This is a genomic window from Microthrixaceae bacterium, assembly GCA_016702505.1.
GTDB lineage: Bacteria > Actinomycetota > Acidimicrobiia > Acidimicrobiales > Iamiaceae > Aquihabitans.
Window position 1 is genome coordinate 199,583 of record JADJDU010000001.1, and the last position, 13,974, is coordinate 213,556.

General features: G+C 67.1%; 9 protein-coding genes and 1 pseudogene. 5 read left to right on the forward strand and 5 right to left on the reverse strand.

What is annotated here, in order from left to right; translation table 11 throughout:
• Positions 1-2: 2 nt before the first annotated feature.
• From IPG97_00945 to IPG97_00965, 5 genes and pseudogenes are all read left to right on the forward strand, one after another.
• On the forward strand, positions 3-1,106 hold the full coding sequence (locus tag IPG97_00945) for a GSCFA domain-containing protein (GenBank protein ID MBK6855158.1): 1,104 nt from the start codon (positions 3-5) through the stop codon (positions 1,104-1,106).
• Between the two features lie 272 nt (positions 1,107-1,378).
• Entirely contained in the window at positions 1,379-2,611 is a 1,233-nt protein-coding gene (locus tag IPG97_00950) for a hypothetical protein (GenBank protein MBK6855159.1), read from the forward strand.
• 57 nt (positions 2,612-2,668) lie between these two features.
• A complete protein-coding gene (locus IPG97_00955) occupies positions 2,669-4,711 on the forward strand; it encodes a carboxylesterase family protein (GenBank protein ID MBK6855160.1) in 2,043 nt (680 codons plus the stop codon).
• The gene (locus IPG97_00960; protein ID MBK6855161.1) at positions 4,638-5,240 is read left to right on the forward strand and encodes a hypothetical protein; all 603 of its coding nucleotides are present in this window, start codon (positions 4,638-4,640) and stop codon (positions 5,238-5,240) included. The genes IPG97_00955 and IPG97_00960 overlap by 74 nt, the downstream gene beginning before the upstream one ends.
• A gap of 89 nt (positions 5,241-5,329) precedes the next feature.
• Positions 5,330-6,247, forward strand: a pseudogene (locus IPG97_00965) (hypothetical protein).
• Positions 6,248-6,615: 368 nt separating this feature from the next.
• Here IPG97_00965 and IPG97_00970 read toward each other — a convergent pair.
• The 5 genes from IPG97_00970 to IPG97_00990 form a co-directional block, all read right to left on the reverse strand.
• Positions 6,616-7,917 (reverse strand): ABC transporter ATP-binding protein, encoded by a 1,302-nt coding sequence (locus tag IPG97_00970; protein ID MBK6855162.1) that lies wholly within the window; start codon positions 7,915-7,917, stop codon positions 6,616-6,618.
• Positions 7,918-8,856, reverse strand: coding sequence for an ABC transporter permease (locus IPG97_00975; protein ID MBK6855163.1), 939 nt, complete (start codon positions 8,854-8,856; stop codon positions 7,918-7,920).
• A 75-nt stretch (positions 8,857-8,931) separates the two neighbouring features.
• Complete coding sequence (locus IPG97_00980; GenBank protein ID MBK6855164.1) at positions 8,932-11,028, reverse strand: glycosyltransferase; 2,097 nt, start codon at positions 11,026-11,028, stop codon at positions 8,932-8,934.
• 442 nt (positions 11,029-11,470) lie between these two features.
• A complete protein-coding gene (locus IPG97_00985) occupies positions 11,471-12,673 on the reverse strand; it encodes a glycosyltransferase family 4 protein (protein ID MBK6855165.1) in 1,203 nt (400 codons plus the stop codon).
• 16 nt (positions 12,674-12,689) lie between these two features.
• The gene (locus IPG97_00990; protein ID MBK6855166.1) at positions 12,690-13,946 is read right to left on the reverse strand and encodes a class I SAM-dependent methyltransferase; all 1,257 of its coding nucleotides are present in this window, start codon (positions 13,944-13,946) and stop codon (positions 12,690-12,692) included.
• Positions 13,947-13,974 lie beyond the last annotated feature (28 nt).

Genomic DNA, 13,974 nt, shown 5'->3' on the forward strand with positions numbered 1-13,974 from the left:
TGGTGTCGAACCAGCCTGACCATCCCTACCGGGAGATCAGCGACAACCAACGCTGGCACCGAGCCGTCACCTGGGCTCCCCCCGGCGGGTTGGACCCCGTGGTGTCCACTCGTTTCGGTGTCGGGCCCGACGACCTGATCGGGACAATGGGTTCCTGCTTCGCCCAGCACCTATCCAGGCACCTGTCGCGGTCGGGGCTCGGGTACTTCGTGGCCGAGGTCGCTCCCGCAGACCTAGACGAAGCCGAGGCTCGGCGTCGCCAGTACGGCACCTTCTCGGCCCGGTACGGAAACGTCTACACGGCGGCCCAGGCGATCCAGCTGTTTCGACGGGCTTACGGCGACATGGTTCCCATCGAGGGCGCGTGGACCCGAGGGTCGGTGTTCGTCGACCCGTTTCGGCCGCGGGTCGAACCCGACGGTTTCGCGGACGTCGCTGCTCTCGAAGGGGATCGGGTCCGCCACCTTGCCGCGGTGCGCGAGGTGTTCGAACGCTCGACGGTGTTGGTGTTCACCCTGGGACTCACCGAGGCGTGGCGTAGCCGCGACGACGGGGCTGTGTTCGCCACCGCTCCGGGAGTGGATGGAGGGGTGTGGGACCCCGATCGCTACGAGTTCGTGAACTACGGGGTGGACGAGGTCAGGTCCCACCTGTTCGAGCTGTGTGATCTGGTTCGTTCCGTGAACCCGGGCGCCAAGATCCTGCTCACGGTGTCGCCGGTCCCGCTGGTGGCCACCTACGAACCCCGCCACGTACTGGTTTCGACCACGGTGTCCAAAGCGGTTCTGCGAGTGGCAGCCGAGGAGGCACTGGCTCGTTTCGACTTCGTTGACTATTTCCCGAGCTACGAACTGATCGCCTCCGCTACGGGCATCACCGACAGCTACGAGCCCGACCGACGGTCGGTGACAGACGTCGGAGTGTCTCACGTGATGCGGGTGTTCACCCATCACTACGTGGACGGCGCTGCGTGGTCGGCTCCGTCGTCGGGAACCTTGGGGGCAGCAGCGAGCCGGGCCATGACCACCTCCGCCGCCGACTACCCGGTCATTTGTGACGAGGACGCGGTCCTAGCGGCCATGGAGGCGACGGCGCCAGGAGGCTGAACCGCTCGCGTCCTTGGCCTCTCGACGATCGTCGTTGCGATAGGACCGGAAAAGCCGACCTCGGCAATCTGGGGCTCCGCCACGAAGGCCTCTGTCGCCGGACCCCCGGCCCAGTCCTGCTGCTTCATTTCGTCAGACAGCCGAATACCATCGGTGGCCGCATCGAGAGCCCGATTCGCCTGGATGAACAGGGAGAATCGAGAACTACCCTCCTTCGATCGGTGGAGGGGGGGTACCGTCGGGGACGACGACGATGGTGGAGGCGGTCGAGCATGGTCAGGTCAGCGAGGACGGGCAACAGGCTCTTCGTGGTGGTGGCGGCGCTCCTGGCGGTCCTGGCCGGGATTGGGCCTACCGGTTCTGGTTCCGTGATTCCAGTGGCGGCCGCGGCTGGTGTGTCGATCTCGGTGGAACCCGCATCCGGATTGGTCGACGGGCAGAAGGTGACGGTCAGCGGTGACGGCTACTCGTCTCTGGTGGTGATGGGCGTATGCCCAGTGGGGTTGTCGGACCGTGATGCCGAGATCTGTGCTCACGGCCAGTACCTGAAGTTCGCCGAGGCCGACAGCAACGGGTCGTTCACCGTCGAAGTAGAGGTGCCGGCGATGGTCCACCACGACGACTCCCTGGCCATGACCGACTGCCGGGCCGAGCCGTGTGAGCTGGTCGCTCTAGATGCCGATCAGGTCGACCCCCCAGTGCTAGCCCGGCACCCTCTGGACTTCGACCCTGACGGGGACCTGTTGGCAAGGCCGACCTTGACGGTCACCCCGACCACCGGTCTCGTGGACGGTCAGAGGTTGCAGGTGACCGGCGCTGGTTTCGATGCCAGCTTCGGTGCCGCTGGTTGGGTCCACGTGGTCCAGTGCGCCGCGACGGCCTCGCTCTACGCCTGTCGCCCGGCCGGTGACGGCGCGATCTCGGCAACCGGCGGGTTCTCGGTGCTGGCCTCGGTTCGCACGGAGGTCAGGGTCGATGGGAGCACCCAACGCCTCGACTGCCGGTCGACCGCGGTGGTGTGCCGACTGGGCGTGAGCTCGGCTGATTCTCGGCGTGCCGTGCCGGTGACCCTCACCTTCTCGCCGCAGGCTCCCGCCCGGCTCCGGCCAGTCCTGAACCTCGCCCCCACCTCCGGGCTGGTCGACGGCCAGGAGATCCACTTCGAAGGTCACGGGTTCGAGCCCGGCGAATACCTAGCCATCACCCAGTGCGTGGTCTCCGACAGCGGCTCTCCTAGCGCGTGCACAGAGCTCGATGGCGACGTGTTGGTGGACCGAGCAGGAGTGATGCAGGGCGCCAAGCGGGTGCGACAGGTGTTGGTGCCCCACCCCGAAGACCCCGGCATCCCGGTCGACTGCGGGGTCGGGCGATGTGAGATCTGGGTGTACAACGCCGATGAACAGATCACCGTCCCGCTCCACTTCGCTCGGTCCTCGGTTGGCGCCGCCGCATCGCCGGCTCGCCCAGGTTCAGCGGTGGCCGGCACTCCCGGCTACACCGGGTGACGCGGCCGGACCGCCGAGACTCGTGATGCAATCACCAACCACAGGGACGAACAGGACATGAAGACCTTGACGGGCTCGGCCCGAACGCGCTCGATCCACCGCCAGGTGGTGGCTCTGATCCTGGTGGCGGTGTCTGCCTTGGTCCCGGCCGGGCGAGGCGCCCTCTTCGGTGTCGAACAGGCATCGGCGGCTGCCACCCTGTCGGCTTCTCCCTCGACTGATCTTGTGGACGGACAAGACGTGACCGTCTCCGGGGCGGGTTTCACGGACATGGTCCTGATCGCGCTGTGCCCGGTCGGGCTGACCGATGCCGAGGCAGAGGATTGCGCCTGGGCTCAGGAGTTGGTCCTGGGGCAACCTGATGAGGCCGGTTCGTTCTCGCTGACCTTCCGGATCTCGGCTCTTGTCGCCGAGTCCGGGTCTGGAACGTTCACCGACTGCCGCTCGGCGATGTGTGAGCTGGTTGGCCTGGAATGGCAGGACGATGGTGGGCCGGTGGTCCGGGCCCGCGTTCCGATGGCATTCGATCCCGTCGCCCCGCTGATCCCGGCCCCGGTGGTATCGGTGAATCCCGACTCGGATCTGTTCGACGGTCAAACCGTCTCGGTGGGCGGGGCCGGATTCGACCCTGAGGAGCCGTTCACCGTCCAGCTCTGCGCAGCAGATGGCACCGAGACCGGGTGTCGGTCGCTCGGCAGCGGCGTGACCTCTGCCAGTGGTGACCTGATCACAGACGTGAAGCTGCGAGCCACGGTGGCCAGCTACGAGACCGAAGAGGCCCGGATCGATTGCCGTTCGGCCAGCGCCGTCTGTCAGGTCCAGGTCTACGCCGATGCTTGGCGCCAACCAGACCCGGTGACGGTGGACTTCGATCCGGCGGCGCCTCTGCTTCCGCTTCCGCTTCTCTCTGCTCACCCCACCACCGATCTGGTGGACGGCCAGGTAGTTCACCTGAGTGGATCGGGCTTCGATCCAGGATCGTGGATCGTCATCACCCAGTGCGGCCCGACCGATCTCGACGGGAACAGGACTTGCAGGTCCAACCACACCAGCGCTTCGCCAGATCCGATTGGCGCCATCGAATCTGATTTGGCGGTGCGAACCATCATCAAGCCGTGGGCGGACAGCGGCGACGAGCCGGTCGATTGCCGGGTGCAGAACTGCGTGGTGAGGGCATATTCGCCCGACGGCAGCTACGTGTTCCCGCTCGATTTCGATCCCGACGCTCCGTTGATGGCTCCTCCGTCGGTGTCGGTCGACCCCTCGGCGGACATTGTCGATGGTGAAGCGGTGGCGGTGACCCTCACCGGCTTCGATCCGGCCACCTACGTCGACGTATCGCTGTGTGAGATCGGTACCGAGCGATGCGATCCGGCATCGTCACGTTCGCCAGAGATCGACATGGACGGCCCGACGGTCGTAGAACTGAAGTTGTACGGAGCCTTCCCCACCTATGCCGAACCGGTCGACTGCCGGCAGGGTCCTGGCTGTGAGATCAGGGTCACCGACTGGATCGAGGAGGAGACCTACCGGGTTCCGGTCTCCTTCGGGCCGCCACCTCCGTCTCGGGGCCGCTTCATCGACCCGGTGTTCAGCGACATCGAAGTGGACCACGATGTGCTCTATCGGACCACCACCGATCACCTGGGACGCACCGTCGACCTGAAGATGGACATCTACCAGCCGGCCGGTGACCGCCTCGCCCAGCGTCCGGTGGTCATGTGGATGCACGGCGGTTGGTTCATCTTTGGTGACAAGTCCTCCATGGAGCCCTATGCCTGGGCATCGGCTCAGCGTGGGTATGTGGCCATATCCCTCCAGTACCGGCTGAGGACCGATGCCTCCACCTCACAGCTCGAGGAGGTGGTGGCCGCGGCCCATGATGCCCGTGACGATGCATCGGCGGCCCTGCATTGGATCAGGGCCAACGCCGATGACCTGAGGATCGATCCTCGGGCCATCTTCGTCGGCGGCTATTCGGCTGGCGGGGTGTTGAGCTGGAACCTGTCCTATCCGGACCAGTCCCGTGGCTACGGCCCTTCCGAGGTGGCAGCCGCCGCTCCCATCGCCGGAGTTCCCTTCGTGGCCCGAACCCGGTGATCCGCCGGTCATCGGCTTCCACGCCACCAACGACACCACCGTTCCTCCCAGCGGGGCACGGGAGAAGTGCGCGGCAGCCGTCTACATCGGGTTGGTGTGCGAGTGGATCGAGTACCCCGACGGCGGGCACGGGGTGGTGTCCTCTGAGTTCCGCGACATCGTGGAGAGGAGCCACACCTTCTTCTACGAGCAGGTGCTGGGCCCCCTCGGCTATGACCCGGGTGTCGGCCCGACCCATCCACCGCTTCCGCCGCGTCCTCCGCTGAACCCGACGGTTACCACCACAACATCGGTTACCACCACGACCTTGCCGGGCGGTTCCACCACCACCACCACCTCCTCGCTCGCTTCTGCCTCGTCGACCACATCGTCTACTCCGAACTCGGAGCCGACCTCGACGAGCGGGGTAGCTGTCACCTCCACCACTGGCCGAGCACCGACAACCGGGCAGCCCCGTCCCCCCGTCGACCACGTTCCAGGTGCCCGGCCCGCCGCGGCCATCGAAGCACCCCCCAGCTACACCGGCTGACCACCCCCAGATCTGCTCGACGACAACCCAGCGATCGGAAAGGCCCGGAGACGAGATGCCCGCCCGAAACTCGGGGCCACCGCAGCCAGATGACTGCCGGGCACCCCACCACCCGTGGAATGCCCTGGGCACCGTACGATTCGATCATCGATGTAGATGGCAGGGGGCAGGCGATGGCGTCAATCGAGGTAGCCGACGACAGAGAGCGCAGACTGCGACCATCACCACCATCACGACCATCGGCCCGAGGCGCGACGTGGACGGCCTGGCGTGGTCGTAGCAGTTCTCTGGCCCTGATCCTGATAGGGGTCGTGGTGATCGGTCTCGTGGTGCCTTCGACATCGCTGGCCCCGGTGGGCGCCGACCCCGTAGACCCCTCGGTCGTGGTGACACCGACATCTGGTCTGGTCGACGGTCAGGTTGCGCACGTCGCCGGCTGGGGGTTTCCGGCCGAGGCCGGTGTGGCGGTCGACCTATGTGGACCGGTGGAGCTAGACGGCGGTCGGCAGTGCCGGAGGCTGAACAACACCGATGCCGACTCTGGCGGAAGCGTGGAGGTGGACGTCTGGTTGCGGGCCATCATCTCCCAGCGTTCCGTTCCCGGGCCGCCCCCGGCGTCGCCCCGGGTGCCGGTGGACTGCCGGGAGGCCTTGTGCGTGGTGGTTGTCTCCTATTGGGACTCGCTCACCTTGGAGACCTTGGGCACGCTCGCTCACGTGCCGGTGGTATTCGAGGCCGACGGGCCGCTGCTGCCAGCACCCGATGTCTCGGTGGATCCCGACCGGGGGATCGTGGACGGTCAGGCGGTTCGGGTGACGTTCACCAACTTCGATCCCACCGGCTACTTCGGAGATGTGCGCCTATGCCGAGTTGGATCCGACGCCTGTGATCTGCAGGCCGGCGTTCCCGTCGTCATCGACCCCTTCGGCTCGGCGACGGTGAAGCTGGTGCTCCACGCCAGCTTCTCCAGCCACGACGGTCAACTGGTCGACTGCCGAACTCCTCCCGGATGTGAGGTAGAGGTCCAGCACTGGGACCGAAACCTCTCCTACTCCGCTCTCGTCCGCTTTGGCCCACCCCCAAGGCCCCCGTTCGTTCCTCCGCCCTCAGACCCTGGCCAGCCATCCACCTCGCTGCCACCGTCCACCACCTTGCCCACGGCGACCGCCTTGCCCACGGCGACCACCTTGCCCACCGTGACCACCCTGCCGGCCTCGACCTCAACCTCGACACCGTCGACATCAGCGACGGATCCGAGGCTGCCTGCGGCTCCCGCTTCGCCACCCCGAGCCCAGCCCGCCACCGCCATGGCGGCTGCCCCGACCTACACCGGCTAGCGCTCTACCTGGAACCGAATGGGGGTGACGACTCGTTGCTAGAAGCCGGTGCCGTGGAAGAAGTGGACGATGGTGGGTTCCAAGGCGGCGTAGCCGCGATGGGGATCGTGTTGAACCACCTCGAAGGCCGCCCCATCGTCTGACCGGTCGAATACCTGGCCGCCAGCTCGGTTGGTAATGATGATCGACACCGAGAACTGTCCGTCCAGGAGAGGTACCCGGGGCAGGTCGAAGCACACCGCACCGACGCCGTTGACCGTCACGATCGGCTGGTTCAGGATCTCGGTGTCGGTGGCGTAGACGATGTTCTGACCGGCATCTCTGATCTCGAGGGTGAAAGCCACGTCGGGGATGCGTTCGGGTGCCACGTAGTCGACGCGGATCCGTAGCGGCTCGTTGGGTTGCAAGAACCTGGCCTCGGTGGTGGGGTACTCACAGGCAACCTTGGTGATCTCCACCACCTTGTCCCCGGTGGTGGTCGGACGCTCAGCCGTCTCGACAGGAGGACCAGACCATTCGGTTCCTTCCACCGCGGCCAGCACCGGACCAGGTTCGTTAGGAGCGGGGGCCGCCGCCTCCAGGTCGGGGGCAGCGATACCTCGGCGTTCCAGGGTCTCGCGCAGGACACGGATCGCCTCGCCCGGCTCGGCCACCTCGACCAGGTGGCCGTGGTCGAGTACCGCGGCGCGGTCGGCGAGCTGGCGGACCAGGTCGGCGGCGTGGGAAACCAGAAGGATTGTGCGACCATCGGCTTGGAGCTTCTTGACCCGTTCGATGCACTTGCGCTGGAAGGCCTCGTCCCCGACGGCCAGGACCTCGTCGACCAACAGAACCTCGGGTTCGACGTTGATGGCGACGGCGAAGCCCAGCCGGGCGTACATGCCCGACGAGTAGTGCTTGACCTGGTTGTCGATGAACTCCTCGAGCTCGGCGAAGGCCACGATGTCGTCGAAGATCTGGTCGATCTGGCTGGCCGAGAAGCCCAGGATGGACCCGTTCAGGTAGATGTTCTCCCGACCGGTGAGATCGGGATGGAAGCCGGCACCCAACTCCAACAGGGCAGCCAGGCGACCTCGGGCCACGATGCGGCCGCTGGTCGGTCTGAGGGTTCCGGCCACGCACTTGAGCAGCGTGGACTTGCCCGATCCGTTGTGGCCGAGGAGGGCGAAGGTCTCACCCTCGTTAACCTCGAAGGACACGTCGTCGAGGGCCTTGAACACCTCGTGGGGGTTGCGGCCGACCCGGATGAGTCGTTCCTTGGCTGATTGGGACTTCTCCCGGTAGATCTTGAAGCTCTTGGTGACGTTCTCGACCGAGATGGCCACGCCGGAGGTGCCCACTCAGATCTCCTCGGCGAAGTTGTCTTCGAGCCGGCTGAACAGGGCCAGTGCCCCATAGAGCAACGCCATGGACACCAAGCCGGTAACGGCCAGATGGCTCACGTACCAACCCATGCCGTGGGGTGGGATGGCGGGGATGAAGTTGGGGTCAGCCAATTCGGCGGGGGTGGGGTCGGCCGGGTTGTAGAGCGTGCGCTGGAAGGTGACGACCACGGTGAGAACCGGGTTGAGCGCCGCGATCAACTCGCCGTTGGGGCCGAAGCGGTCCACCAGCTTCTGGGCCACCATGCCGTAGCTGTAGGCCACCGCCGACAGCCAGAACCAGGCCAGCAGGGCCACCTCGAGCAGGTGCTGGGTGTCTCGCAGGTACACGTTGATGGCGCTGAGGGCGATGGCCAGTGCCGTGCAGAAGATCAAGAGCACCACCAGCCCGAGCACGAACACCGGTATGAACTCGAGGGCTGGCATGCGCCGGAAGGCCAGCAGGGCGCCGATGAGCACCAGGCTCTGGAGCAGGAAGTGGACCATGGCGGCCAGGATCGAGGCGATTACGAGCGACTCCCGCGGGAACCACACCTTGGTCACCAGCTGGGCATTGGCCACGATGGCCGACGTGCCCGCCGACAGGCCGGTACTGAACAGGTTCCAGGCCAGCAGCCCCGACAGGAAGAACAGCCCGTAGTACGGGATGTTGACGTCGAGGACTTCGCCGAACACCAGCGAGAACACCACCAGGTACATAAGCGGGTTCAACAGCGACCAGGCGAAGCCCAAGACGCTGTTCTTGTACTTGACCTTGAGCTCCTTGCGGGTGAGATTGCCCACCAGTTCGCGGTACTGCCAGAGGTGGCGGATCCGTTCGGTGGGGCGGGGCCGCTTGGAGACCTCCAAGGCCGGTGACAGGTCGGCGTTGGCAGGCTTGGTGACGGTGTCGACCACGGGAGGCAACGTTACCGACCGACCGTTCCCACTCCGTAGACCACGGTGCCACGCTCGACCTTGTCCATCAGCCGATCACAGGACGATGGTGGGAGCGGCGTCAAGGACCACCTGGGTGAAACGCTCAGCCAGGGCGGGCCACCCGAGGGTGGCGGCCACTAGGTGATGGCCGTGGAGGGCCATGTGGTGAGCGGCAGTCCGGTCACCCAGGACGTCCTCGACGGTGGCGGCGAAATCGTCAGGCTCGGCCAGCCTCAGATGCTCGCCGTCGACCACGTCAAGACCCCGGGCGCCGAAGGGGGTGGACACGGTGGGAATGGCGTTGGCCAAGTACTCCACCACCTTCAGGTTGGTGCCGCTGCCCATTCGCATGGGGTTGAGCGCAACGGTGGCGCTGCGCAGCAGAGACCGGCGGGACGCATCGGAGACGACCCCGGTGAACACCAGGTTGGGCGGCACGATCCGGTTGTAGAAGGCATCGCCGATGCTCCCGGCACACACCATCAACAAACCCGGTAGGGAGTCGGCGATCTCGGTCAACAACCAAACCGCGTCCACGTTGGGCGGGTGCCACGACCCGATGAACAACCCGATGTGCTCGTAGGACTGGGTCAGGGGTCCGCTGCGGTGGTAGTTGGCCAACCAGCCGTGGGTGTGGTGCCGTCGCTCGTCGGCCTCGACAGGGCGAGCGGGTACCTCGGCGCCGTTGGGGATGACTGTGAACGCGTCGGCGGGCTTGTGATAGCGGCTGGACAGCTCGGCGGCATCCACCTCCCCGCATGCCACCACCGCGGTGGCTGCAGCGACGGCGTCGGATTCGATGGCGGTGGCCTGCCGGGCTAGGCGTCGCCCCAGGACGGTGGCCGGGAGCACGGAGTCCTTGAGTGCGGCCTCGACGTTGTAGGCGTCGAGCACTAGCGGTGGTCCGCTGACCCCGGCCAGTTCCCGGGCTTGGAGCACGGCGCGAACCAGATAGGGCTCGGCCAAGACGACGGCATCGGCTCCTCCCATGGCCTCGGCCAGGGTGGCGAGGTAGCCAGGCGTGAGGCCGGGTTGATGGCCCGAGACTATGTCGGCCACCGGTACACCGACTTCGAGGCTGGTCTGGAGGCAGGCATCGCGGGCTGTGGCGGTGCGGGGCACCAGCGTCTCCACCAGCCCGGGGGTGATCTCGATCGAGGTCGGCGGTGTATCCCAGTCGACCAGGGCCACGATCTCCACGTCCACGTGGCGGGCCAGTCCGCCGTAGAGGTGCCGGGCCCGGAGCTGACCGCCACCCACCGGCCGGTGGACCGGGAAGGTGGTGGTGACCACAACTCGGGGTCGTCCCGACGCACCCCTCTCGGGGGCCGGAGGCCCGAGGGGTCCGGTGGCGGCGTGCCGTTTGCGCCCGGCTCTGGACCTTTCACCCACCAGACGCTCGACGGCGCCGTCCCAGGTGATCCGGTCCGCGGCTGCAGCCGCCGATCGTCCCAACGCGGCCGACTCGGCCCGGTTGGCCACCAGTTCGGCCAGTGCGGCACCGAGCGCTGCCGGTTCCGGTTCCACGATCAGACCGGTGATGTTGTGTTCCACGAGTTCGGTGGGACCGCCGGCATCGGTGGTGGTCACCACCGGCACTCCCCGGGCCATGGCCTCGAGGGTGATGAGGCCGAGGTCTTCGTCTCGGGGAACGAACGGCACCGCCAATGCCTCGGCGTAGTGGCGCCGGAGCTCGTCGTCGGCCAGGCGGCCGACGAAGTGGATCCTCTCGTCTGCCTCGGCCAGGGTCCGCAGTCGATCCCCCTCGGGTCCTTCGCCGGCGATCAGCAGCGGTACGTCGCCGTGAACGTGAGCCATGGCAGCCACGATCATGTCGATCCGCTTGGGCCCGTCCAAGCGTGACGCAGTGAACAGGTAGCGCTGGCCGTGGCCTGGCTCGATCTCGGGACCGGCTGGAAGGGGGCTGGGCAGGTAGACGACCCGCGGGGTAACACGGTCGGGGAAGTACCCGGAACGGGCGGCCACGGTGTGGGACAGGGCACAGTGATCGACCACCTCGCCGGGGGCCAAGGCCACACCGTCGAGCCAGCGAACCAGTCGTCGGGCCAGAGGACCGGGGAAGGACAGGTCGGGGTGGTCGGCACCCAGGGTGTCGACCACCAGCCCGAACCAACCGAACACGTCGGGCAACGCTTCGCGCCCGCGCCGGGACTGAGGCGGCGCAGCAGGTCCTCGGTTACCGGCTCGGGATCGATCACCTCGGTAGGCAGGTGGTCGGGGTAGGTGTCGTAGAGGCCCCGCAGGGGGTGAAACATGAGCACGGTGTGGACCGGATGGCGGACCATCCACGCCGGGTATTTGACGCTGATCACCCGGTCGAAGTGGGACAGGTCGAGCAGGGAGAAGTGCTGGTAGCCGGCCACCACGCCGGGCAGGGTGCGTTCGTCCACGGGCAGCTTGAACACTTCGGAGCGGTGTCCGGCCTCGGCGAGGGCGTCGGCCAGACCGGCCACGGCCCGCTCTGCTCCACCGGTGGCATAGGGCACCGCCGATGGCGCAACCACCGCGATCGACAGGTTGCCGGCGGAAGCCCGTGCGTGGCCAGCATCCACGGCTTCGATCTCGGGGCCGGTCACCGGTCGACCCGTTCCAGGCCGTCTCGGAACTCGGCCACCGCGTTGGCCCATGAGAACTCCGCGGCGCGGTCTCGACCGTTGCGGCCCAACTCGGCGGCCAGATCCCGGTCGGTCACCAGTCGTTCGATGGCGTCGGCCACCGCCCTGGGTGTCGGGTCCACGACCAGACCGGTCTGCTCGTGGACCACCAGCTCGGTGAGACCACCGCCGTCGGTGCACACGATCACCGGGCGGCCGTGGCGCATGGCCTCGATGGCGGTGAGGCCGTAGTCCTCGTCGTGGGCCACGGCCAGCACGCAGGGGGCGTCGCGGAAGCGCCGCTCCAGGTCGTCGTCGGACACCCGGCCGGCGAACTCCACGTGCGAGCGGAAGTCGTCGGGCACCAGCTGGGCGGCCCGGCCGGTGTTGCACCAGATCTCGGCAGGGGAGAGCTCAGCAGCGTCAGCCTCACCGTGGGCCAGGACGTGATCGAGGTGGCGCACCCAGCGCTCCCGGCTGCCGGTACCCACTAGGGCCATGGGGCGCTCACCCATCAGATGGGCGGCGGCCACAGCCAACTCGGAACGTTTGGGGAACTCCATCCGGCTGATCGACAGGACCGGGCCGGTGCCTGGTGGTGTCTGGGGTACCGGTTCGGCGTCGTCTCCGACCCCGACCCCGGCATGGAACAGGCTCACGTTGGTCTGGCCGCCGAAGTGGGCGAGTCGGTCGGCAACGGTTTGAGATCCAGCCAGGAACCAGCCCACCGAATCGAGGCGGTCCTGGTCGATCTGGCGGATGATCTGACCGGCTCGACGGTGGAGATCGGGGTCGTCCACGAAACCGGCCTCCACATATACGTCTTCGAGGTCGTAGTAGACGCGGTGATGGTGGAAGAACAACGCCAGATGGCGAGGGTGCACGTGGCTGAACGACGGCGGTTGCGTGGAGATCACCAGGTCGGCATCGCCGGTGTCGAGGCGGTCGAAGGCCTGGCGCACCATCAGGTACCGGAAGTATTCGGGGTGGGACTCGAACACCTCGGGCGGGATGTCGAGCCCGCCGACTTCGAGGGGCAGGTCGACCACCTTCACCACACGGCGAGACACGGTGTAGCCGTCGGCGGTCAGGGCATCGTCGAGGATGTCGACCACGCGCTCGAAGCCGCCGACGATGCCGTAGTAGTCGGGCTTGAGGATGGCGACGCGAGGTCGACGCACCGGTCCCTGCCCGTCCTCAGGCCGGGCCGGCGGCGGTGCCGGGCTTGCGGGCCACTACCGCATAGTCGAGTGGTGAGGCGAAGGCCTGGTTGAGGGCCTCCACAAACGGCGTGGTGCGGTTTGGGTCGCCAGCCAGGTCGGTGGGCCGCAGGGGTTCGATCCCTGGGCCGTGTAGCTCTCGTACCTCGACGGGGTCGAAGCCACGGGAACGAACTAGGAACTCCAAGAAGAGCGGGTGTAGCGGCTTGAGGTGGGACGGGTCGAGGTAGAAGTTGGCCGCGCCCACCTGGTGGTTGTTGGGGTTGGGGGTTTCCAGGATCAGTAGGCCGCCGGGTTGAAGGGCTACCAGGGCGGCGTCGATGAGGGCCACCAGCGTGTCCAGCGAGAGGTGCTCGGCCACGTGGAAGCTGGTGACTGCTCTGACCGTTCCTGCTTCGATGGTGGTGAGGTGATCCACGGCATCGGCGTGCCGGACCTCTAGACCGAGGGAGCGGCAGCGCTCGACCACGACATGGTTGATGTCGCAGCCGTAGGCGGCGACGCCGTTGGCGGCGAGCAACTCCAGCCATTCCCCCCGACCGCAACCCACGTCCACCACCGGGTTGGTCCCCTCGATGGCGGCGAGGTCGGTCAGATAGCCGTGGAGCATCTCGGTGACGGCGTCCCGGCTGCCTCGGAAGGCATCCTCGATGTCTTCGTAGAGGGCTTCATCGTGCACCGTCAGCTCACGGCTGAGCAGTTCCAGCGGCGGCGGGCCGTCGGGCAGAGCCTGGCGGGCGGCGCGCAGCAGCGTGTCCTGGCGGGCTCGCATGATGGCCAACTCGGCCAGGACCTCGGCTCGGAAGGATGCGAAGCGCTCCTGCTCGGCGGCGATCTGACCCCCGAGGGCCTCACGAGCTTCTCGCTCGGCTTCGAAGCCCGTGACCAGTTCATCGACCAGGCCTTCGATGGTGGCGGCGGTGGCACGTACCCGCGACACGTACTGGTCGGCGGTGGTGATGCGGGCTGCTAGCTCGCGGAGGTCGTCGGCGACCCTGTCCAGGGCGTCGAGGACCTGGTGGTTGACTACGGACTGGTGGGAGGTGACGGGTCGGGATGCCGCTACCACCGCCTGTTTCACGCCCCGCAGCCGGGCCCCTTCGGGCACTTCGGCCCCGGCGTGGGCATGGGGCCGAGCTTCGTCCACCCGGTCGCGGACGTAACGGCCCAGGTCTCCGTCGGCCCGCACCGCCGCCCGTTCGATGTAGCTGCGTACCAGTTCGCGGTCTGTCATGGTCCGACCCAGCGTAGTGACCAGTCTT